The following is a 22312-nucleotide window of genomic DNA, read 5'->3' as shown; positions in this document are numbered from 1 at the left end:
TTGTGGTAAAATGGAATGATGATGTAATGAAGGAGATTAGCATTATGAATTCCATTTTACCGTCTTTTGGAAAAGACGTGAGTATCGATATTGGTACGTCTATGACACGTGTCATGGGGGGCACGCGCGAGACCATGATGAGTGAGCCCTCCATTGTGGCGACTGATACAAAATTAGATAAAATTGTTGCTGTCGGTGATGATGCAGATCGCATTGTACGACGCATGCCTGATATGTGGATGGAGTTGACACCGCTACAAGATGGGTTTATCGTCGATTACCGCGTAATGCATACGATGTTAAAATATTTTCTTCACAAGGTATCCAATACATTGCGTAGATCTCGTGTACTCGTTGGCGTTCCTTGTGGCATGACTGATGTAGAACAACGGGCCATGATGGATGCCGTAATCCAAGCAGGCGCGCGGGAGGTCTTTCTGATTGAACGCCCTGTGGCTGCCGCTATAGGTTCAGGTTTACCAATTTTTGAGGCTCGTGGATCTATGGTTATTGATATTGGTGAAGGTACTGCCGACATGGGGATTATCTCATTAGGTGGCACGGTTATTAGTAAGACGATACGGTTTGGCGGCGGCGATTTAGATCGCGCCATCATGCAATATATTAATCAGTGTTTTGGTTTAATGGTATCCGAGCAAACTATAACGGATATTAAACATGCTATAGGTACTGCGGTTGTACCTGCGGAGGATTGTGAGTTTTCCTTTACTGGTCGCGATATGACAAGTGGTATTGTTAGACGTGCTGTACTTCATCAATCTGAAATCTACGAAGTGATTAATAAACGCCTTGCAGACTTTTTAGATGCAATCCAACAAATGATACGCGTTACAGCCCCTGAGTTAGTGGCTGATATCATGCAGCATGGGATTGTGTTAACAGGTGGTATGGCTCGTTTGCAAGGTCTAGCAGAGCGAATTAGCACCGAAATGGGCGTGCCTGTTCAGGTTGCTTCTGATCCAGAATTAAAGGTCGTACAAGGTTTGCATCGTAGTTCGGGTCAAATTGTAGAATTAGCTCGTTTTATTATTAATTCAAAGGATAGAAGGGGACGTGTATGATACAGTCAGATCGTAAATTATTAATCTTTGTTGTCCTCGGCTGTATTATCATGGCCCTTCTTGGTTTTGCCTGGAAACAGCGAACTAGTATCCCTTTTGTAACTGTACCCTTTGAAAAAATTGTTACCCCATTCACATATGGTTCAGCTCGTGTACTTTCAACGATTCAAACCGGCATACGTATCATTGATAATGCTATATCGGGTTTTGTTGAAAGCAATGATAAGGATAATACCATTGCAGATTTGCAACAAAAGGTGTTAAATCACGATGAAGTTGTGGCCGAAAATATTCGCCTTCGTCAGATGCTTAACTATAAATCGTCTCATCCAGAGTTTACGATGACCTTGGCGGGCATTATTACTAAAGATTTCGGTACATGGTCAAATACATTTACCATTGACCGGGGCGAGAATGACGGCATACAACCTAATATGGCTGTTGTCGTACCAAGTGGCGTTGTGGGCTTTGTTACCGATGTATATCCTAATTCAGCACGTGTTCAAACTATTTTGGACCCTCGTAGTGCAATTGGTGTTATTGTACAGCGTCCCGAATCACGCTTGGCCGGTGTAGTAAAAGGGGATGGTAATCATCCTAATGAGCCAATGATGGTCAATATAGCACGTGATGGTGATGTCCTTGTAGGCGATAAATTGATTACCTCTGGTTATGGTGGAATTTATCCAAAGGGCTTGTTAGTGGGTAATGTATTAACGATTACAAATGATACAGAAGGTTTCGTGAAAAACGCGGCTATCCAACCGAGCGTTGATTTTAATCGCTTAGAAGAGGTGTTTATTATTACTGCCTCTACAGTGCAAACACCAGATAAAGCAAAATTAGAACCTAAATTAGTTCCTCAAACGCAGCGTGACCAAGTACAAGGGGCTAAAGGAGCGGTAAATCAATGAGATATATTGCATTAATTCTCGTGTGTTGTGCGTTGTATTTTATACAAGCTCAATTATTACCGGCCATATTTCATACGAATTGGCTACCCAATTGTATACTGACTGCTGTAGTTTTAGTCACGATTTTTAAAGGTCGAAAAATGGGGCTTATTGCTGCTGCAGTGGGTGGATCCATTCACGATATTTTGATATCTAACTTTTTTGGATTACATCTCTTCCCGTACATTGTCGTAGTATATCTACTGTCTCTTGTAAAAAGTAGTGTTTACGAAGAACGTTGGTATTGGTCATGCGGCATTATCGGTGTATGTACGATTTTAGATGGAATTATGCGCTGCATCATGATCGGTGCCAGTGGTGGTGATATCCAATTCATTTCTTACATGGGACACATGGTTATGCCAACTGTATTTTGGAATGCCATATTAGGTGGTATAGGCCATAAAATGATGGGCCTTATGGAAGAAAAAGAAGATTATATTTGGTAGAATTGCTGATTTAGTAAAGCATATAAGGGGAATCATAGGTGCTTGAAAGTTTATATAAAAGAAAAAAAACGAGCCGTTTTGATGTGCTTTTCTATATTGTAATGGGTATCTTCGTTATTCTAGGGCTCCGTCTATTTGCTATGCAAATATTAGAGGGTGGTTATTATCAAGCTAAAGCAGAGGGTAACCGCCTGCGCATTGTACCTATGACGGCTGCTCGTGGGGTTATGTATGATAGAAATGGTCAGATTTTAGTCGGTTCTAGACCGGCCTATACCATTTCTATTATGCCTAATGGCAAACCTTTAGATGATGATGAATTGGCTAAGCTAGCTACATTGTTACATAAAAAGCCAGAAGAAATTCAAAAAAAGGTAGATGACCACAAACATGGTTATGAACCGATACGTATAGCTAACGATATCTCCATGGACGTGGTGACTAGTATCGAAGAACATCGTCATGAATTGCCTGGTGTTTCTATCGATGTAGAACCGTTAAGATATTATCCATATGAAACTATGGCATCTCAGCTATTTGGGTATGTTGGTGAAGTAAGTGAAGATGAACTAGCAGAAATTAAGGAACAAGATCCTAATACAACGGTTGGTGCTGGATCTATCCTAGGCCGTGCTGGTTTAGAAAAATTATATGATTCAGTGCTTCGTGGCGTTGACGGTGGCAAGCAATTAGAGGTTGATGCATCTGGTCGACCTGTAGCAGAGGTCGATCGCAAGCATACTGTACCGGGTTCAAATATTCATCTTACTATTGATGTGAATATTCAAAAAGCGGCAGAAGAGGCTGTTAAAAAGGAATTGGATCAGTTGCGTAGTTCAGGTGCAACGGGTGCAGCCGTGGTTGCATTAGACCCTAATACTGGCGCGGTTCTTGCCATGGTAAGTGCGCCAGAATTTAATCCTAATTGGTTTGCCAAGGGCATTACATCGACTCAATGGAATCAATTGAACAATGACAAGAGTCATCCTTTTGAAAATAAGGTCATTGCTGGTGAGTATCCACCAGGATCACCTTTTAAAATTGTAACTGGTACAGCTGCATTAGATTTGAAAAAGGTAACCCCTGATGAAATGATTTTCGATAGTGGGAAACATTGGCTCATTGATAAGAGAAATGCAGAAGGTGAAGCATTAGGTTGGTTGAATTTTAATCGAGCTTTGGCTAAGTCTGATAACGTGTATTTCTATGAAATGGGTAATCGCTTAGGTATTGAAAATATCGATACCTATGCCCGCTACTTTGGTTTAGGTGAAAAAACGGGTATCAATCTTGTCGGTGAAGCAGCTGGTAATGTGGCGAGTCCAGAGTATAAACGTAAAGTATTTGATCAAGATTGGTATTTGGGCGAAACCTTTGATGCGGCTATCGGACAATCATTTCACTTGGTAACGCCATTGCAGATGGCTGTACTTCTCAGTCAAGTGGCGAATGGAGGTACTCGTTACCAACCATATGTGGTGAGTCGTGTTGATAATCCCGATGGGACACCAGCTGAAATTTTTGGACCTAAGAACCTAGGCGTACTTCCAGTACCTAAAAATATTATGGACCTCATTCGAGAAGGTCTTCGCGATGTAACTAGCGAAGGTGGTACGGCTGGTGAGTTATTTAAAGGATTCCCTGTAGCTGTAGCAGGTAAAACAGGGACGGCGGAAAACGCACATGGTCGAGATCATGGCTGGTTTGTTGCGTATGCACCGTATGATAAGCCTCAAATTGTCGTCGTTGCTCTCGTTGAGCAAGGTGGTTTTGGTGCAGGTTCTGCAGGACCGATTGTACGTGACATTTTGAGTGCCTATTTTAAGGTGCCTACTAGTAGTTCAAAATCGACTGATACAAAAGCAACAGATGCAAAAACAACAACCAACAAAAAAGAAACACAGGAAATTAAGCCAAGTGTAAAGGAATAGGAAGGATATACAATGGGGGATATAATCGGTCTTATCTCAGGTAAAGGTGGCGTAGGTAAAACGACGATAACAGCCTGTTTAGGGGCTGCGCTCAGCGAACAAGGATATCGAGTTCTTCTTTGTGATGGCGACTTTGGTTTACGCGACTTAGATATTATCTTGGGAAAAGAAGATGAAGTATGTTTTGATGCATATAATGCATTAGAAGATAAATCCATGGCTGATGATGTAGTCATGAAAGTTCAGAACAATCTATATTTTCTACCAGCTAGTCAAAGTGTGCGCTGGGAAGATATGGGGCGTAAGAAATATCGAAAACTTGTGAGCCACTTAGCCAAGTCTTACGATTATGTACTTGTAGATTGTCCTGCAGGCATCGGTCGTGGGTTGGAATCAATTGTAGAGCTTGCACAGCGTTTCCTAATCGTTACCCAACCATTGTGGGTGTCCATACGAAATGCAGCACGTACCATTCAGTTCTGTCGAGAATATGGTCATCGTGATTATGCTGTTATATTCAATGCAGTCCGTACGGATCGAGATATGCCGAATATGTATGATATGCTCGATGCGCTCGGTGCTGAATATGTGGGCTCTATATTACCTTATGACACACAAATACTAGATAATACGCAGGATGGTGTACTCATTCAAGATATGCCAAAAGCATATCGCCATATGCTAGCTCCTGTAGTAGAGTATATAACCTCTGGAGATGCTTGGGATGAACAAGAACTCATTGAGCGCTTTAACGAAGTGACGGCTGTAAAAGTAGTTGAACCTTCTGTGACGGCTACATTAGCTAAGCCTGTAGATGTAGATGAAGATAATCCAAGCAATCCTGTAACATATACCAATTCTTGGTCTACGCGAAACCGACTTCTTTCTGGTAAAGAAAGTATGTGGCGTCGGGTTCGTATAAAGTAGGTGCCATATGTTACAAAGAATTTGGCGTGATTGTGATTGGACAATCATCATATGTACACTATTACTTGTTGCAATGGGGGTAGTTGCCATTGGTAGTGCTACCCATATTAATCAAACAGGGCTGCATTTTTCCACATTAGTAGCAAAGCAACTTATCTTTTTTGTTATTAATGTAGCTCTTGTAATTGGTATTCAATTTATGGATTATCATAAGTTAAAAGATTGGGCTAATGGTATATATATATTAACGATTTTGTTGCTATTAGCCGTAATCTTTGTAGGGACTTCTGCCTTAGGTGCACAGCGCTGGATCCAGTTAGGGCCTATTACGCTGCAACCATCAGAGTTCTCTAAATTACTCATGATTATCTGTATGGCAAAGATGTTAGAGTCTCGTTACAATAAGTTGGATACCTTTAAATCTCTTGTTGTGCCTATATTATATGTAGGCGTACCTATTTTGCTAGTATTCATGCAACCAGACTTGGGGACGTCCCTCGTTTATATAGCGATTTTTGTGGGCATGCTCTTTGTTTCTGGCATACGATTGCGCTTAGTTCGAATTATCGCTACGGTAGGCGTTTTACTAATGCCATTGGCTTGGTTTGTCTTGAAAGACTATCAAAAGCAGCGGATTCTCGTATTTATGAACCCTGATATTGACCCATTTGGCTCTGGATATCATATCATTCAGTCCAAGATTGCCATTGGTTCAGGCACCATATTTGGCAAGGGATTATTTAATGGTACACAAAGTCAACTAAACTTCTTGCCAGAAAATCATACGGATTTTATCTTTTCTGTTATAGGTGAAGAACTTGGCTTTATCGGCTGTATCTTTGTATTAATTCTTTTGTTTATGCTCATCTATCGAAGCATAAAGGTAGCCTATACATGTAATGATCGTTTCGGTATGTTATTGGCTACTGGTATTGGATCCATGTTATGTTTCGAGGTATTGGTCAATGCCGGTATGACAATGGGGATTATGCCAGTTACGGGGATACCGTTGCCATTTATCAGTTATGGTGTTAGTGCGTTGACAACGAATATGATAAGTATTGGTATTTTGTTAAATATATCAATGCAGCGTAAGAAATATATTTTTTAGTTATGATTCTAATTTTAGAAATGAGTTTGAAAGAAGTCTTTCACAAAAGACGGAGGATGTATGATTCAATTAGATACGTCATGGTTACAACATGTCCAAAAACCGGCTCGTTATACGGGCGGTGAATATAACAGTATCGTGAAAGATCACAGTACTGTTGATATAACTATGGCGCTTGGATTTCCCGATGTGTATGAAGTGGCTATGAGCCATTTGGGCATCAAAATTCTATACGGTTTAGTCAACCGCCGTGAAGATGCTGTAGCAGAGCGTGTATTTGCACCATGGCACGATATGGAAGAGGAAATGCGGAAACGCAATATTCCTTTATTCTCACTAGAAACACGGACGCCTATTAAGGACTTTGATGTACTTGCGTTTACACTGCAATATGAGATGAGTTTTACCAATATTCTCAACATGCTAGATTTAGCCGGTATACCTATGTATGCAAAAGATCGGGATATGGATTTCCCACTGCTCGTATGTGGGGGCCCTTGTGCGTATAATGTGGAACCGATTGCCGATTTCTTTGATATTGTGTCCCTCGGTGAATCTGAAGAGTGGGGCGATGAATTTATCGACCTTTTGAAAGCAGAAAAAGCGAAGGGATTCCCCGGTGGTAAGGAAGCGTTCTTGCGGAAAGCAGCTCAAATTCCTGGCACCTATTGTCCTGCATTATATGATGTAGAATATACGGAACAAGGAGATTTTAAATCGATTACACCACGTTTTGAAGACGTGCCTGCGACGATTCAAAAACGTATCATAGAAGATGTAGAACATGTATTTTTCCCTACAAAACCGGTGGTACCATTTTTAGATATCGTTCATGATCGGGCTGTTCTTGAATTATTCCGTGGTTGTACGCGAGGTTGTCGTTTCTGTCAGGCTGGTATGTTATATCGTCCTGTTCGTGAACGAACACCAGAACGATTGTTAGAAATTGCAAAAGAAACGATTGCTAATACTGGTTACAATGAAATCTCGTTGATGAGTTTAAGCTCTGCTGATTACTCCAAATTGCCAGAACTAGTAGATATGCTCATGGAAGAGTTTAAAGACAAACAGGTTAGCGTCAGCTTACCATCATTGCGTATCGATAGCTTCTCTATCGATATTGCTAAGAAGGTACAACAAGTGCGTAAGAGTGGTCTTACCTTTGCACCAGAAGCCGGTTCTCAACGCATGCGCGATGTTATCAATAAAGGTGTTAGTGAAGAAGATTTGCTAGCTGCTTGTACAAATGCTTTTAAATCTGGATGGAACACGGTAAAGCTATACTTCATGATGGGATTGCCTACAGAGACTGATGAAGATTTGGCGGGTATTGCTGATTTAGCCTACAAGGTACTCGATTTGCATCGCGATATTACGGGTAAGCGCAATGGTAGCGTAACCGTTAGTGTATCGTTTTTCGTACCAAAAACACATTCTCCATATCAATGGTATGGTCAACAAGATGTGGAAGAAATCCATCGTAAGCAAAAATATTTAAAATCGCTTATTAATAATCGCAATATTTCCTATCATTATCATGATGGCTATACCGGTTATATGGAGGCTGTATTTGCCCGTGGCGATCGTAGATTATCCAAGGTATTAGTAGAAGCATGGAAACTCGGTTGTAAATTTGATGGCTGGACTGAGTTCTTTAGCTATGAAACATGGTTACAGGCTTTTGAAAACTGCGGTGTTGATCCTGCGTATTATGCGCGTCGCACCCGCGATTTTGATGAGCCATTGCCATGGGATCATTTGGATTGTACTGTAAGCAAGGCCTTCTTAAAACGCGAATGGGAACAGGCCGTTGCTGAGAAATTAACGCCAGATTGTCGTCGTGGACCATGTAAGGGTTGTAATGTATGCCCTGAATTAGATACGGCTATTGTAGATTATAAGGAGGGTGGCAGAGTTGAAAAAATTACGTTTGGCCTTACATAAAGGCGAAGAATTACGATTCTTGTCGCATCTCGATTTTGCACAAGCCGTAGAGCGCATGATTCGCCGTGCAGAAATCAAAATGGCCTATTCTGAGGGCTTTAATCCGCACATGAAAATTAGTTTTTCTTCTGCACTAGCACTAGGTGTAACGGCAGAAGCAGAATATATTGATATGGATGTGTTGGAAGATGATAGCTTAGAGTCTATTATGGCGCGATTAAATGCAGTGGCTCCTCGTGAACTTGAGGTTCTCGGTGGTAAGGTCATGCCTGATAAGGTTAAAAAGATGATGGCCATCTGTAATTACGCAATTTACGAAGTAACAGGTCCTGTAACGGAACAGAATGTGGACTGGGATAGCTTACTTAAGCCTTTTAATGAGGCTACTGAAATTTCTTATGAAAAGGTTACCCCTAAAAAGACGCGTATTATCGATGTAAAAGAATTCGTAAAAGAACCAATTGTAGCGTCCGTGCACGATGGTATGGTGACACTAACAATGGGGATTGGTATCTATCCACAAGGTACTATAAAACCGAGTGAAGTATGGAATCTTGGCAAGGATCAATATAATTGGCCTATTACTTCAGGTTACGAAATTCACCGTAAAGCGATTATGGTAGAAAATGAAGAAGGTCGTTTTACACCATTAGAAATTAATTATTAAGGCTATGTTTTGATTTGGCATATACTACAGTTAAACTGAACAGAAGGGAGGGATAGGATGCATAAAATTTTGGTCAATGTTATGCGCGAGGAAATTCGCATGGCTGTCATCGATGAAAAGGAACAGCTTATAGATTTTGTTTTGGAACGCACTGATGAGTCTCACATGGCGAATCATATGTACAAGGGTACTGTTAAAAATGTTTTGAATGGAATGCAAGCTGCTTTCGTTGATATTGGAGGCTCTCAAAATGCTTACTTGAACCTTCAACAAGGTAAGGAACAGAAAATATTGCCACGCCTATCTGTGGGGCAACAAATTCTCGTTCAAGTGGTGAAAGAAGAAATGCTTGGCAAGGGGGCACGCGTTACAGCAGATGTAAGTTTAGCGGGACGATTTATGGTGCTATTGCCCTATTCTGAAGGCATGCATATTTCAAAAAAGATTACCGATGAATCTATTCGTGCTCAATTACAAGAGTTGGCAGCGCCTTATGTAAAAGAAGGTTGTGGATTCATTATCCGTACGGCTGCAGCTAAGGCCAGTGCCGATGAAATCGCTCGTGATATGGACTACTTATGGCGCACATGGCAACATGTATTAAAGCGATTTAAGGTTGCCAAAAGTGGTACAGATCTTTACAGTGATGCGGACTTTTGGTTTCGCCTCGTGCGAGATTACGCGCATCGCAATGTAGAGGAAATTATCGTCGATTCTGATATGGGCGAATCTCGACTGTTGGATCTTTTAGGACACGGACCTACCTCTCAACAAATCAAAGTAACACGCCACCGAGATAGTACTCCTATCTTTAAAGCGAACCACATTGAACCTCAATTAGAAGATCTTATCTCCCGCGATATTAATCTTCCTTCTGGTGGATCTATTCGCATTGATCATACGGAGGCCCTTACCGTATTTGATGTAAACTCGGCTCACTATACCGGAAAATCGAATAAGCTAGAAGACTTAGCTTTCACAGTTAATAAAGAGGCGGCCAAAGAAATCTGTCGACAATTGCGCTTGCGCGATATCGGTGGTATTATCGTCGTCGATTTTATTGATATGAAGGATAAAGAGCATCAACAAGAGTTATTAAAATTATTGAGTGCTCAGGCTAAACTAGATAAGATGAAAACCGTTGTCTGTGGTATTAGTTCGCTCGGTTTAGTGGAGATGACGCGAAAGCGTGCACGCCAAGGGTTACAAACCTTGATGTTTGATACATGTCCACAATGTGGCGGTACCGGATATATGTTGTCTGGTCGAACTGTATATATGCAGATTGTACGTCGGATTCGGGAACTATTTAAATCTGGTCGCATTAAATCTAATTTAGAAATTGAGGTCCACCCAGAGGTGGCACAATATCTAACCAAATCTGTACTCGATGATTTAGGTGCTTCTATTGGTCGGAGTATTTCAATCGTAGTGAATCCACAAATTAGCCGGGAAGGGTATTCTTTGATGGCTGTAGCAGAATAAGTAAGTCGTATGTTGATAGGTGAGTATCGTGTCTGTTTTTGAAATCATTTTAATTAGTATTGGTCTAGCCATGGATGCCTTTGGCGTTTCTATTGGCAAGGGTTTGACTATGCCAGTAGGTGAAAATGGTCGAAAAGTGACCTTAGCCTTTTTATTCGGACTATTTCAGTTCCTTATGCCCGTTATAGGATGGCTTATTGGTCGTCAGTTTATCGATGTTATCTCTGAATGGGATCATTGGATTATCTTTGGCCTTTTAGGATATCTTGGGATTGCTATGATTCGAGAAGGTCTTAGTGATGACGATGATGAAGATGATGATAAGCAATTCTTAGGCGCTTGGGAAATGATTATGCTCTCTGTGGCAACGAGCCTTGATGCGATGGCTGTAGGTTTAACCTTTGCCTTTTTACCAATCAATGTATGGGAGGCATCGACCATGATTGGTGTTATTACCTTTGGTATATCTTTGATTGGTGTATATTTAGGTAAATTCATGGGCCAATTCGTAGGAAAATATGCAGACATACTCGGTGGAGGCGTCCTAATTCTTATCGGTACTAAGATACTCTTGCAACACCTTGGTATTATCGGAGAATTTTAAACGTTGTATATATATGAAAGTGTCAGAAATTGGGCGTATATAAGAGGGTTTGTATTTGACATAGATGTGTAAATACGATATACTATATCAGTATTAGTTCGGTTTACTGAACTTTGCAATCCGCGTGAAGCAGGTTTAAACGCCCGACCGATGTTCGGGTCGGGATACCGAATTCAGCGAGTTCGATAACAAGGAGGTGTTCTCATGTACGCAATTATTAAAACTGGTGGTAAACAATATCGCGTTGCTGAAGGCGATGTAATTACTATCGAAAAATTGGAAGCAGCTGCTAACGATTCCGTAACATTCGAAGAAGTTTTGACTGTAGTGAATGACGGCGACGTTAAAGTTGGCGCTCCTCTTGTAAACGGTGCAAAAGTTACAGGTACAGTTCTTGAACATGGTAAAGGTAAAAAAGTTTTAGTATTCAAATACAAAGCTAAATCCAACTACCGTCGTCGTCAAGGCCATCGTCAACCGTTCACAAAAGTTCGTATTGAATCTATCCAAGCTTAATTATGGTTTCCATTGGAATCCAGCGGAACAAGGATAACCAAGTTATTGGTTGTCATATGTCCGGTCATGCAGGATATGATGAACATGGCTATGATATAGTGTGTGCAGCAGTATCTGTATTGTCTGCTACAGCTATGTTAGGGCTTACCAAAATTGCTAAGCAAAAAGGTGAGTTTTCTAATAGCGAAGGCCAATGTGATATGGTCCTCTCTGGTGAAATAACCCGGAGTGGTCAGGATATATTAAATACTATGCTTCTCGGACTAGAAGAAATTAGTAAACAGTATCCAAAGTTTGTCCAAATACACGAAATATAGGAGGTGAACTTCATGTTTACTTTTGATTTGCAATTGTTCGCACATAAAAAAGGTGTGTCCAGTACTCGTAATGGTCGTGATAGTGAATCTAAACGTCTTGGTGTTAAATGCCATGATGGTTCCATCGTAAAGAGCGGTAACATCATCGTTCGTCAACGTGGTACTCACTTCCACCCTGGTACTAACGTAGGTATCGGTAAAGATGACACTTTATTCGCACTTGTGCCTGGTAAAGTAGCATTTGAACGTGCTGGTCGTTATAACCGTAAAGTTAGCGTATACCCTGTAGAAGCTTAATTTTACAAAGACTATGAATCCCTAGTGGTTTTCCACTAGGGATTTTTTGTATTATTGTTTAGGTGGATTATGGTTTATCGTATACAGTGCATTGGGAAAATGATTATTTGTTATAGTAAATTCCAATGCTTTTTAGTAGGAATAGTGGTATACTTAGTACAGTATCGGTGAAAGATTACTAAAATAGTAATGATATACTTTCACAGACCTAACTAGAGTGGCATGTCCACTGGAAAGATTTGAGGTAAGTACTATGTATGATGTAAAATCTCCTAAGGCGGAGGAATTTATTTCTCATCAAGAAATCCTTGATACTCTTGCCTATGCAGAGGAAAATAAAGAAAATCGCGAATTATTAGACCAAATTTTAGCTAAGGCGGCTACGTTTAAGGGGCTAAATCATAGAGAAGCGGCAGTTCTCTTAGAATGTCCGTTGCCTGAATACAAAGAAAAGCTCTTTGCACTAGCTAAAGAAATTAAAAAAGCTATTTATGGTGACCGCATTGTATTGTTTGCGCCGCTATATTTATCTAATTATTGTATCAATGGCTGTGTATATTGCCCATATCACTCTAAGAACCGCGATATTAAACGAAAAAAATTGACTCAAGAACAAATTAAAGAGGAGGTTATCGCTCTAGAAGCGATGGGGCATAAGCGCATTGTTATCGAATCTGGCGAAGATCCTCTTAATAATCCTCTTGATTATATTTTGGAATCTATCAAGACGATTTACAGTATTAAAAATAAAAATGGTGAAATTCGTCGCGTTAATGTAAATATCGCTGCATGTTCCGTTGAAGATTATAAAAAATTGCATGATGTTGGCATTGGTACCTATACATTATTCCAAGAAACATATAATAAGGAAAATTATGAAGCTTTGCATCCAACAGGACCTAAGAGTGATTATGCGTACCATACAGAAGCGATGGACCGCGCTATGGAAGGTGGCATCGATGATGTAGGTATTGGCGTATTGTATGGTCTAGAACATTACAAATATGATTTTGTAGGCCTTTTGATGCACGCCGAGCATTTAGAAGCTGTTCATGGTGTAGGCCCTCATACGATTTCTGTACCTCGTATTTGCCCTGCTGATGACATCGATGTAGATGATTTCAGCAATGCTGTACCGGATGATATCTTTGAAAAAATCGTGGCTCTTATTCGTGTATCTACACCGTATACTGGTATGATTATGTCCACTCGTGAAAGCCAATCTATGCGTGAACGTGGTTTGGCATTAGGCATTTCCCAAATCAGCGGTGGCTCTCGCACTAGTGTAGGCGGCTATAAAGAAGAGGAAAAACCAGAAGATAACTCCGCACAATTCGACCGCAGCGATACGCGCACATTGGATGAAATTGTAGATTGGCTCTTGGGCCTTGGTTATGTACCAAGTTTCTGTACCGCTTGTTATCGTGCAGGACGTACTGGCGACCGCTTTATGGCGCTTGCTAAATCCGGCCAAATCCATAACTGTTGCCAACCTAATGCATTAATGACGTTGAATGAATACATCATGGATTACGGCGATGAAAAGACGAAAAAACATGGTGCCAAGGTTATTGAAGACCAATTGGAAAATATCAAGAATGATTTGGTAAAAGATAAGGCAAAGGCTTACATTGCTCAAATGGAAGATGGAAAACGAGATTTCCGTTTCTAGTTTTTTGCTAATATTTCATGTGTAAAAAATAGTATATAACTATATGAACAAGCACTGCTTATTATGAGAATGATAATAAGCAGTGCTGTTTTGTTGAGAAAAACAAGTAAATTATATATGGAAAATAATGATAAAACCCTTTATTTATAAGGACGTTTGTTGTATAATGAAAGAAAATGATAATGATAATAGATTTATAATCAATGTTAATATTGATTATGAATTATTACATTATTCATCAACATTATTTTATATACATGTCACCGAGGTTTGGATTATGAAGAAGAAACGTTGGCATATTATGCCAAGGGATACAGAAAAAGAAAATACATTGATCCGTGAACTCGGTGTAAATCCGATTGTAGCAAGATTGATGGTGAATCGGAATATAGATAGCGATGAAGGCCATCGCTTCTTAGAAGGTACACTTAAAGATTTGCTTGATCCCTTTACCTTAAAGGATATGGAAACCGCGGTTGCGCTCATCTTAGAAACCATAGAAGCAAAAAAATCTATAGTCGTCTATGGAGATTATGATGTGGATGGTATTACGGCTACATCGCTGTTATATCGCTTTTTGGTGAAAATGGGGGCTCGTGTAAGTTATTACATACCGGAACGGCAAAGCGAGGGATATGGATTAAATTTAGAGGCTTTAGAGCATATTATCTCTGATGGTGCATCTTTGGTGATAACCGTGGACTGTGGTATTAGCTCTTATGATATTGTCGAGGCCGTTTGTGATCGCATCGATATCATTATTACAGACCATCATACGGCGCCACCTCAAATTCCTCCTGCCCGTGCCGTTATTAATCATAAACAACCAGATTGTCCGTACACGGATAAAAACTTATCCGGTGTAGGCGTTGCGTTCAAATTATGCCAAGCGCTCTGGTTGCGTCAATGCGGAGAGTGGTATCTTGATGATTTAGATATCGTTGCACTTGGAACCGTTGCTGACGTCGTTCCGTTGGTTGGAGAAAACCGCATCATCGTTCAGGCTGGACTTAAGAAGATGAACGAGTTGCCTAATTTAGGCATCGATAAACTTATCGATGTGGCCGGCTTACATGATAAAACGATCACCGCAGGACATATTGGATTTACCTTAGCACCGCGCCTAAATGCGGCAGGTCGTGTTACTCATGCAACGCGTGCCGTTGAGCTACTTGTTACGGACGATGTAGATTTGGCAGAGACCATTGCTCAAGAATTACAAGAAACGAATATGGAACGTCAAGAAATAGAACGCTCTATTCACGAAGAGGCCCGTGCTAATGTGGCTGCTCAAGGTCATCTAGCAGATTATGTAACAGTAGTAGCTGGAGAAAATTGGCATCCCGGTGTTATCGGTATCGTCGCATCGCGATTGGTAGAAGAGTTTTACAAGCCTACACTTGTTATCAGCATTGATAATGGCGTAGGTAAAGGCTCTTGTCGTAGCATTGAAGGTTTTAATATTTATAATGCATTAAAATCCTGTGAAGATATATTGATTCAATTTGGCGGCCATGCCGCAGCGGCTGGATTTAGTATAGATGCTAGCCGTATTGATGAATTGCGTCATCGTTTAACAGAATATTGTAAGGTTCAAGTTTCTCCTGATGAGTATATTCCCGTTGTATCCATTGATGCCACATTGCCTGTTGATGATATTGATGTAGATATCGTAGATCGTGTGTCAGCCTTAGAACCATATGGAATGGGGAATAGCACACCTATATTTGGCGTTATGGATGCTAAGGTGCAGGACATTATGTTGATGGGGCAACTTAAAAATCACTGTAAGGTGATTTTAGCCACCGCCAATGGTAGCGTTGATGCTATCGCTTGGAATCGCCCTGATTTGTTTAGACATATTTTTCAAGGCATGAATGTGAAAGTTGCCTTTACACTTCAAAAAAATGAATGGCAAGGTTTTGTATCTCCACAACTCATGATTCAAGATATAGAGCCTATCATAGAAGAACCTATTCAATTAAGTGCTGAAGGTTTACGTGAAATATATACAATTGTACGCCTCGCATTAAAAGGCGGCGCTAATTCTTTATACTATGTGGAACAAGAAATTTTGCGGCGTAAACCCACCAATCAAAATGGTTCATCTGCATTGATGGCCCTTGATGTGTTCAAAGAATTAGGTATTATTAGCGAAGAAACGAACGATAATGGACAAGCGATGATCCGTTGGAATGTCATCAACGGTAAGCTTGATTTGACAACATCCGTTACGTTTATTACATATAGTCAGCAGGAGGTGATACAATGATGACCATAAATGAAGAAGGCAAAGCCTTAGTTGAACAAAAAGGCTTTAATAAAGAAGAGGCCTTAAAAGAGTTTATGGATTATGTGCATTCGTATCTAGGAGATGATGAATGCGACCAAATCATGAAGGCTTTCACCCTTGCAGATAAAGCCCATGAAGGTCAATTTAGAGCCTCTGGTGAACCGTATATCATGCATCCTCTTGCAGTGGCAGAGATTTTGGCGCATTTGCAAATCGATCATATTACATTGATTGCAGCCTTGCTCCACGATGTCGTTGAGGATACGGAGTATACAAAGGAAGATATTGAAAAATTATTTGGCGCTGAAGTTGCATTCCTCGTTGATGGGGTAACAAAATTAAATCAGTTCCAATATGAAACTAAAGAAGATCGCCAAATGGAAAATTATCGCAAGATGATTTTAGCCATGGCGAAAGACGTGCGCGTTGTCGTTATCAAACTGGGTGACAGGTTGCATAATATGCGTACCTTAAAACATATGCGTAGCGATAAACAAAAACGCATTGCTAAGGAAACGTTGGAAATTTTTGCTCCTTTAGCTCATCGCCTTGGTATTTTCAACGTAAAATGGGAACTAGAGGATTTATCCTTCCGGTACCTAGAACCAGATAAATACTATGATCTCGTTGATCAAATGAAACAAAAGCGTCAAGCCCGTGAAGATATCGTTAACGATACGATGGAACAATTGACGAAGGCTCTTGGTGAGGCCGGTATCAAAGCGGATATTAAGGGACGACCAAAGCATTTTTATAGTATCTATAAAAAGATGAAAAAGGATAATCGCGACTTGTCTCAAATTTATGATTTATTGGCTGTACGCGTTATCGTTGATACTGTACCGGATTGCTATGCCGTTCTAGGTATTGCTCATAGCATTTGGAAACCGTTGCCTTATCGGTTTAAAGATTATATTTCTATGCCGAAATCCAATATGTATCAATCCTTGCATACTACGGTTATCGGTACGATGGGGCAACCTGTAGAAATCCAAATTCGTACATGGGAAATGCATCGTGTTTCCGAATATGGTGTCGCCGCTCACTGGCGTTATAAAGAAGGTAATAAGGGCGCTGATAAAGAATTTGACCAAAAGGTTGCATGGCTTCGTCAAGTGTTAGAATGGCAAGATACGTCTAATCCTAAGGAACTTGTTAATGCTTTGAAATTAGACGTATTCTCTGGTGAGGTATTTGTATTTACACCTAAGGGTGATGTGGTTAAGTTGCCTATCGGTTCTGTACCACTCGACTTTGCTTATCGCGTTCATACCGATGTAGGCCATCGTTGTGTAGGGGCAAAGGTTAATGGTAAAATTGTGCCTCTGGATTACACCTTGCAAAATGGGGATATCGTCGATATCATTACCTCTAAAACTGGTAAACCAAGCCTTGATTGGCTCAATATTGTAGGCTCCTCTGAAAGTAAGAACAAAATCCGTAATTGGTTCAAACGAGAAAATAAAGAAGAAAATATTGAAAAGGGTCTTGAAGCACTTGAGCGCGAAGCAAAACGCCTCAATTATAGTTGGAAAGAGCTTTGTAGTGACAATCGCATTCAACAAGTTGTAAAACAGTTGAAGTCCAATACTGAAAATGAACTATATGCCGCTTGTGGCTATGGTGGGATACCGGTAAGTACCGTTCTATTGCGATTAGTTGAACTATACAAAAAATCTAAAGAGCATGAAGATGCTCGTAAAACAACGGAACAAATCATTGAAAAGTTAAAGGTACAAGGGGCCAAAAAGGCTAAGAATGGCACTGGTGTTCTCGTAAAAGGCGAACCTGGTGTTATGGTTCGTATGGCTAAATGTTGTAATCCTGTACCAGGCGACGATATTATCGGTTATATTACAAGAGGTCGTGGTGTTTCCGTACATCGCTCTGATTGTACAAGCCTTGGTCATACACCGGAAGATCTAGAGCGTATGATTGAAGTTTCGTGGGATGAAGCATCGAGTGAATCCTTCCATGTCGGCATCGATATTCAAGCCTATGATAGATCAGGAATCCTCATGGAGGTAATGGCGGTGCTTTCAGAATTGAAAATTACCATTACCAATATGAATGCCAAAGTCCTTGAAAATACGAAAAATGTAATGATCAACATCGTTGTTGAAATTCGAGATATATCGCAACTTGATTTTGTTATGACTAAATTGCGTCGTATCCGTGAAGTTTACACGGTACAACGTAGTAAAGGTGGTGCATAATGGATACATCAAATTTAGTTCTCATGCGTATGCCGTTAGGACCGCTTGGAACCAATTGTTATGTGATAGGCGATAAGGAACAGGGGAAAGCGTTCATTATCGATCCTGCTACGACAGAGGTACTCGATGCTTTAAAAAAATATAATTTAAAGCCGAAAGCAGTTCTCTTAACTCATGGTCATGGGGATCACATCGGTGGCGTACAAGGCATTGTAGATGCTTACGATGTGCCTATTTATATACATCATAATGATGTGAAATACTTAAGTGATCCGGAATTGAATCTAAGCAATTATAGCAATCCTACACCGATTACCGTAAAAGGGCGCATTGTAGAGGTTCATGAAGGTGATCACATCACATGTGGTGATATTGATTTGACAGTATACGAAACACCAGGTCACACACCTGGTGGTGTATGCTACTATATGCCGGGTTTAGTATTTGTTGGAGATACTTTATTTAATCAATCTGTGGGGCGCACTGATTTTGTAGAAGGTGATTATGATGCCCTCATCAACGCGATTAAAACAAAGTTATATACATTACCAGACAATACGATGGTATATCCTGGACATGGTCCAGAAACACAAATTGGTTATGAAAAACAATATAATCCATTTGTAGGTGCTTAATTAATTTATTTAGTAAAGGGGATAGTAATTATGAATACAACATTGGAAAAATTAAAAGAACGTATTAAAGACAAAAAATACAAATTGACTACACAACGTCAAACGATTTTACAAGCTTTCATCGATGCTGAAGAAAATCACTTGAGTGCAGAAGATGTATATGTATTGGTAAAAGAAGTAGCGCCAGATATCGGACTTGCTACTATCTACCGTACATTGGATTTATTTACAGAACTAGATTTGTTAAAACGTCTTGACTTTGGTGATGGCCGTAATCGTTATGAATTAAATGACGAAGAGTTTGCCCATTTCCATCATCATTTGATCTGTGTAAAATGTGGTAAGGTTTCCGAGTTTGAAGATGATATGCTAGAAACATTGGAATCTATCATTGCAAAGAAATTGAATTTCCGTACCATCGATCATCAATTAAAAGTATATGGTTACTGCAGTGATTGCCAAGCGCATATGACGCCAGCAGAACTTGAAAAGCTCGATAAAATGGCACATCATGCTTAATGGATATCATTACACAGGGCCACTACCGCTTGGATCGGTAGTGGCCCACAACTGTGGCGCAGCAGGGCTGTTTTCGCGCAATGAAAAGGCTGATGTAATCCTACAGGCTGTTGAGCGTGATGATATGTATGTCTTGACCGTATCTATTCGTGGCGTTGAACATACTTTGACAGGTCCTGTATCTTCTATGGGCCGACGCTTAATAGGACAGTCCTTACTTGTATTGTTACGTACAGAACAAGGTTTACCTGCTCATAATGAGTGGGGCACAATGGTAGGGGTGCGTCCTACTAAATTACTTCATAAATATATAGACCAATATGGTTCATTAGAGGATGCAACTCGTCACATTGGGGACGAGTTTTCTGTGTCTTTGGAAAAATTAGATATTCTTAGCCGTATTGGACAATATCAACGCCCTTTTTTAGAGTCTCACTCTAATAAGGATATAAGTCTCTATTGTGGTATTCCGTTTTGCGAAACACGTTGTGTATATTGTTCATTTCCATACGGTTTATATCAAGAGTATCATCGACAATCTGAATTCATAGTAGCCTTATTAGAGGATATAGATGATGTGCGCCAGATTTGTGAAACTTACAATTTGCACACGAATACGCTCTATATGGGTGGCGGTACACCAACTATATTGAATAATGAAGACTTTCATCGAGTCCTAACTGGATTATCTGCATTGATACCGGAAGGGCGTGAATTCACGGTTGAAGCGGGAAGACCAGATTCTATAACCACTGAAAAAATACAGTCTATGCAAGCGTGTCATGTGAATCGTATTAGCATTAATCCTCAGACGATGGACGACACTATATTACGTCGCATCGGGCGTGGACACAGCGCACAAGATATCGATGATATGTATCAATATGTAAAAAAACATACAGATTTTGCTGTTAATATGGATTTTATAGCAGGTCTACCTGGGCAAAATATAAAACATATGGTGCATAACATGGATTATATTTGTCATAATTTGCCTGAAAATGTTACAATTCATACGTTAGCTATCAAACGTGGTAGTCCGCTATATGATTTGAACATGCAACATGATGTACCTGATGAGTCCATAGTAAAACACATGGTACAGTATGCTCAGGAACGATTAGAGCAGGCAGGTTATGTGCCGTATTATCTATATCGTCAACAATATATGAGAGGGCAACTTGAAAATATTGGATATACATTGCCAGGTAAAGCGTGTGAATATAATATTCAAATCATGGAAGAGCGGCAAACAATTATGTCTATGGGACCAGGTGGATCATCTAAATGGATGAAGGCTCCTGCGTTTAGACAGAAAAAGCAACACATGCCAAAGGATGTAGATGTATATACAGATACATTAAAGGCTTTATTAGCTAAGCGGCATGCATTATGTAAATCATTTTGGGAGGTTGTGTAATGGCTATTAAAAGACCAAGAGGTACACAAGATTTCTTGCCAGAACAAATTGTAAATTGGCATTATATAGAACAGCATATGCGCGAAATTTGTAAAGCTTATGGCTTTAGTGAAATTCGCACACCTGCCTTTGAAGATACAAAATTATTTTTACGGGGCATTGGGGAAACTACGGACGTAGTATCAAAGGAAATGTATACCTTCTCCACTGGAGACGACAAGGAACAAAGCTATACATTACGTCCTGAAAATACGGCTTCTGCCGTACGGGCGTACCTTGAAAATAAGGTGTATGGTAAAGAAAATTTAACAAAATGGTTCTATATGGGTTCCATGTTCCGTCACGATAAACCACAAGCCGGTCGCTATCGTGAATTCCATCAATTTGGTGCAGAAGTACTCGGTTCGCCATCTCCTGTAGTGGATAGCGAAGTTATCTGTATGATTGTACAGTTGTTGAAAGATTTTGGTCTTAAGGATCTCAATGTAGAGGTGAACTCTGTAGGTTGTCCAAACTGTCGTCCTACGTATCGTCAAAAGTTGATTGAATTCTTTGAACCTAAAAAAGATCAACTTTGTGAAGATTGCCAAGAGCGGTTGTACAAAAATCCATTGCGTTTATTGGATTGTAAAAATGAAACGTGCAAAGCCTTATCCGTAGGTGCCCCTGAAATTCATGAACATCTATGTGAAGAATGTAATACACATTTTGAAGAACTTAAAACATTACTTGATGCGGCGAATATTCAATATAATCTAAATCCACGTTTGGTTCGTGGCCTAGATTACTACACAAAAACTGCCTTTGAAGTTCAATATACTCCATTAGGTGCGCAAAGTGCCGTTGCTGGTGGTGGTCGTTATGATGGCCTGGTAGAGGAACTCGATGGTCCTCATACACCAGCTATTGGTTTTGCAATGGGCATGGAACGATTGTTATTGGCTTTAGAAAAACAAAACTTGTTGCCTGAACCGACAATCGAACCAGCAGTATTTGTAGTAGCCCTTGGAGAGGCTGCAAAATTAGAAGCTTTCAAGATTTGTCAAACTTTACGTAGCGCATATATCACTGCGGAAATGGATGGACAAGGTAAAAGTATGAAGGCTCAATTAAAATATGCTAACAAAATTCATGCAAAATATGTTATCATATTGGGTGATGATGAATTGGCTAAGCAAGAGGCCATCATTCGTTTTATGGAAACAAGTGAACAAGAAACAGTGCCATTAGCATCTGTTTCTGAACGTATATCTTCTTTGGTGAAAGGATGACAG

At 40.1% G+C, this 22312-nt stretch carries 20 protein-coding genes; all 20 read left to right on the top strand.

Annotation, left to right across the window (positions count from 1 at the left end):
* Window positions 1-44: 44 nt before the first annotated feature.
* Complete coding sequence (locus tag O3598_RS06240) at window positions 45-1082, top strand: rod shape-determining protein (RefSeq protein ID WP_005377434.1); 1038 nt, start codon at window positions 45-47, stop codon at window positions 1080-1082.
* Window positions 1079-1996, top strand: coding sequence for a rod shape-determining protein MreC (gene mreC / locus O3598_RS06235; protein ID WP_005377430.1), 918 nt, complete (start codon window positions 1079-1081; stop codon window positions 1994-1996). Before O3598_RS06240 ends, mreC begins: the two co-directional genes overlap by 4 nt.
* Window positions 1993-2484: a rod shape-determining protein MreD gene (gene mreD, locus O3598_RS06230; protein ID WP_105084706.1), complete on the top strand. Its 492-nt coding sequence runs from the start codon at window positions 1993-1995 to the stop codon at window positions 2482-2484. Before mreC ends, mreD begins: the two co-directional genes overlap by 4 nt.
* Window positions 2485-2522: 38 nt before the next feature.
* Window positions 2523-4415: a penicillin-binding protein 2 gene (gene mrdA / locus O3598_RS06225; protein WP_311475000.1), complete on the top strand. Its 1893-nt coding sequence runs from the start codon at window positions 2523-2525 to the stop codon at window positions 4413-4415.
* Window positions 4416-4427: 12 nt separating this feature from the next.
* The gene (locus tag O3598_RS06220; RefSeq protein ID WP_371452175.1) at window positions 4428-5342 is read left to right on the top strand and encodes a P-loop NTPase; all 915 of its coding nucleotides are present in this window, start codon (window positions 4428-4430) and stop codon (window positions 5340-5342) included.
* 7 nt (window positions 5343-5349) lie between these two features.
* The gene (gene rodA, locus O3598_RS06215; protein ID WP_301833868.1) at window positions 5350-6453 is read left to right on the top strand and encodes a rod shape-determining protein RodA; all 1104 of its coding nucleotides are present in this window, start codon (window positions 5350-5352) and stop codon (window positions 6451-6453) included.
* A 60-nt stretch (window positions 6454-6513) separates the two neighbouring features.
* Window positions 6514-8397: a TIGR03960 family B12-binding radical SAM protein gene (locus O3598_RS06210; protein ID WP_371452173.1), complete on the top strand. Its 1884-nt coding sequence runs from the start codon at window positions 6514-6516 to the stop codon at window positions 8395-8397.
* Window positions 8369-9064 carry a TIGR03936 family radical SAM-associated protein gene (locus tag O3598_RS06205; RefSeq protein WP_371452171.1) on the top strand — a complete coding sequence of 232 codons (696 nt, stop codon included), beginning with the start codon at window positions 8369-8371 and terminating at the stop codon, window positions 9062-9064. Before O3598_RS06210 ends, O3598_RS06205 begins: the two co-directional genes overlap by 29 nt.
* Window positions 9065-9121: 57 nt before the next feature.
* Entirely contained in the window at window positions 9122-10549 is a 1428-nt protein-coding gene (locus tag O3598_RS06200; RefSeq protein WP_060807907.1) for an Rne/Rng family ribonuclease, read from the top strand.
* Between the two features lie 28 nt (window positions 10550-10577).
* Window positions 10578-11153: a manganese efflux pump MntP gene (locus O3598_RS06195; protein WP_038148631.1), complete on the top strand. Its 576-nt coding sequence runs from the start codon at window positions 10578-10580 to the stop codon at window positions 11151-11153.
* A gap of 204 nt (window positions 11154-11357) precedes the next feature.
* Complete coding sequence (rplU, locus tag O3598_RS06190) at window positions 11358-11669, top strand: 50S ribosomal protein L21 (protein ID WP_005377353.1); 312 nt, start codon at window positions 11358-11360, stop codon at window positions 11667-11669.
* A 2-nt stretch (window positions 11670-11671) separates the two neighbouring features.
* Entirely contained in the window at window positions 11672-11986 is a 315-nt protein-coding gene (locus tag O3598_RS06185; protein ID WP_371441925.1) for a ribosomal-processing cysteine protease Prp, read from the top strand.
* Between the two features lie 12 nt (window positions 11987-11998).
* The gene (rpmA, locus tag O3598_RS06180) at window positions 11999-12283 is read left to right on the top strand and encodes a 50S ribosomal protein L27 (RefSeq protein ID WP_004696430.1); all 285 of its coding nucleotides are present in this window, start codon (window positions 11999-12001) and stop codon (window positions 12281-12283) included.
* A gap of 253 nt (window positions 12284-12536) precedes the next feature.
* The gene (gene hydG, locus O3598_RS06175; RefSeq protein ID WP_016475799.1) at window positions 12537-13955 is read left to right on the top strand and encodes a [FeFe] hydrogenase H-cluster radical SAM maturase HydG; all 1419 of its coding nucleotides are present in this window, start codon (window positions 12537-12539) and stop codon (window positions 13953-13955) included.
* 277 nt (window positions 13956-14232) lie between these two features.
* On the top strand, window positions 14233-16227 hold the full coding sequence (gene recJ / locus O3598_RS06170; protein WP_316065105.1) for a single-stranded-DNA-specific exonuclease RecJ: 1995 nt from the start codon (window positions 14233-14235) through the stop codon (window positions 16225-16227).
* Complete coding sequence (locus O3598_RS06165) at window positions 16224-18464, top strand: RelA/SpoT family protein (protein ID WP_016475797.1); 2241 nt, start codon at window positions 16224-16226, stop codon at window positions 18462-18464. Before recJ ends, O3598_RS06165 begins: the two co-directional genes overlap by 4 nt.
* The gene (locus O3598_RS06160) at window positions 18464-19099 is read left to right on the top strand and encodes an MBL fold metallo-hydrolase (protein ID WP_371452169.1); all 636 of its coding nucleotides are present in this window, start codon (window positions 18464-18466) and stop codon (window positions 19097-19099) included. Before O3598_RS06165 ends, O3598_RS06160 begins: the two co-directional genes overlap by 1 nt.
* Before the next feature lie 30 nt (window positions 19100-19129).
* The gene (locus O3598_RS06155; protein ID WP_005380706.1) at window positions 19130-19618 is read left to right on the top strand and encodes a Fur family transcriptional regulator; all 489 of its coding nucleotides are present in this window, start codon (window positions 19130-19132) and stop codon (window positions 19616-19618) included.
* The gene (hemZ, locus tag O3598_RS06150) at window positions 19611-21038 is read left to right on the top strand and encodes a coproporphyrinogen dehydrogenase HemZ (RefSeq protein WP_371452167.1); all 1428 of its coding nucleotides are present in this window, start codon (window positions 19611-19613) and stop codon (window positions 21036-21038) included. The genes O3598_RS06155 and hemZ overlap by 8 nt, the downstream gene beginning before the upstream one ends.
* Window positions 21038-22309 (top strand): histidine--tRNA ligase, encoded by a 1272-nt coding sequence (hisS, locus tag O3598_RS06145; protein WP_316580699.1) that lies wholly within the window; start codon window positions 21038-21040, stop codon window positions 22307-22309. The genes hemZ and hisS overlap by 1 nt, the downstream gene beginning before the upstream one ends.
* Window positions 22310-22312: the final 3 nt, after the last annotated feature.

Origin of the sequence: Veillonella atypica (assembly GCF_041431435.1) — a bacterium.
Classification (GTDB): Bacteria; Bacillota; Negativicutes; order Veillonellales; family Veillonellaceae; genus Veillonella; species Veillonella atypica.
The sequence above is the reverse complement of the archived record's forward strand: the minus strand, read 5'-3'. Positions and strand labels throughout refer to the sequence as shown.

What these genes read in the sequence shown, in the direction of transcription:
- hemZ (WP_371452167.1), top strand. Translation starts at nt 19,611, where the DNA reads ATGCTTAATGGATATCATTACACAGGGCCACTACCGCTTGGATCGGTA.
- recJ (WP_316065105.1), top strand. Translation starts at nt 14,233, where the DNA reads ATGAAGAAGAAACGTTGGCATATTATGCCAAGGGATACAGAAAAAGAA.
- mreC (WP_005377430.1), top strand. Translation starts at nt 1,079, where the DNA reads ATGATACAGTCAGATCGTAAATTATTAATCTTTGTTGTCCTCGGCTGT.
- rplU (WP_005377353.1), top strand. Translation starts at nt 11,358, where the DNA reads ATGTACGCAATTATTAAAACTGGTGGTAAACAATATCGCGTTGCTGAA.
- O3598_RS06200 (WP_060807907.1), top strand. Translation starts at nt 9,122, where the DNA reads ATGCATAAAATTTTGGTCAATGTTATGCGCGAGGAAATTCGCATGGCT.
- hisS (WP_316580699.1), top strand. Translation starts at nt 21,038, where the DNA reads ATGGCTATTAAAAGACCAAGAGGTACACAAGATTTCTTGCCAGAACAA.
- O3598_RS06220 (WP_371452175.1), top strand. Translation starts at nt 4,428, where the DNA reads ATGGGGGATATAATCGGTCTTATCTCAGGTAAAGGTGGCGTAGGTAAA.
- O3598_RS06165 (WP_016475797.1), top strand. Translation starts at nt 16,224, where the DNA reads ATGATGACCATAAATGAAGAAGGCAAAGCCTTAGTTGAACAAAAAGGC.
- O3598_RS06210 (WP_371452173.1), top strand. Translation starts at nt 6,514, where the DNA reads ATGATTCAATTAGATACGTCATGGTTACAACATGTCCAAAAACCGGCT.
- O3598_RS06160 (WP_371452169.1), top strand. Translation starts at nt 18,464, where the DNA reads ATGGATACATCAAATTTAGTTCTCATGCGTATGCCGTTAGGACCGCTT.
- O3598_RS06155 (WP_005380706.1), top strand. Translation starts at nt 19,130, where the DNA reads ATGAATACAACATTGGAAAAATTAAAAGAACGTATTAAAGACAAAAAA.
- hydG (WP_016475799.1), top strand. Translation starts at nt 12,537, where the DNA reads ATGTATGATGTAAAATCTCCTAAGGCGGAGGAATTTATTTCTCATCAA.
- rodA (WP_301833868.1), top strand. Translation starts at nt 5,350, where the DNA reads ATGTTACAAAGAATTTGGCGTGATTGTGATTGGACAATCATCATATGT.
- O3598_RS06185 (WP_371441925.1), top strand. Translation starts at nt 11,672, where the DNA reads ATGGTTTCCATTGGAATCCAGCGGAACAAGGATAACCAAGTTATTGGT.
- mreD (WP_105084706.1), top strand. Translation starts at nt 1,993, where the DNA reads ATGAGATATATTGCATTAATTCTCGTGTGTTGTGCGTTGTATTTTATA.
- O3598_RS06240 (WP_005377434.1), top strand. Translation starts at nt 45, where the DNA reads ATGAATTCCATTTTACCGTCTTTTGGAAAAGACGTGAGTATCGATATT.
- rpmA (WP_004696430.1), top strand. Translation starts at nt 11,999, where the DNA reads ATGTTTACTTTTGATTTGCAATTGTTCGCACATAAAAAAGGTGTGTCC.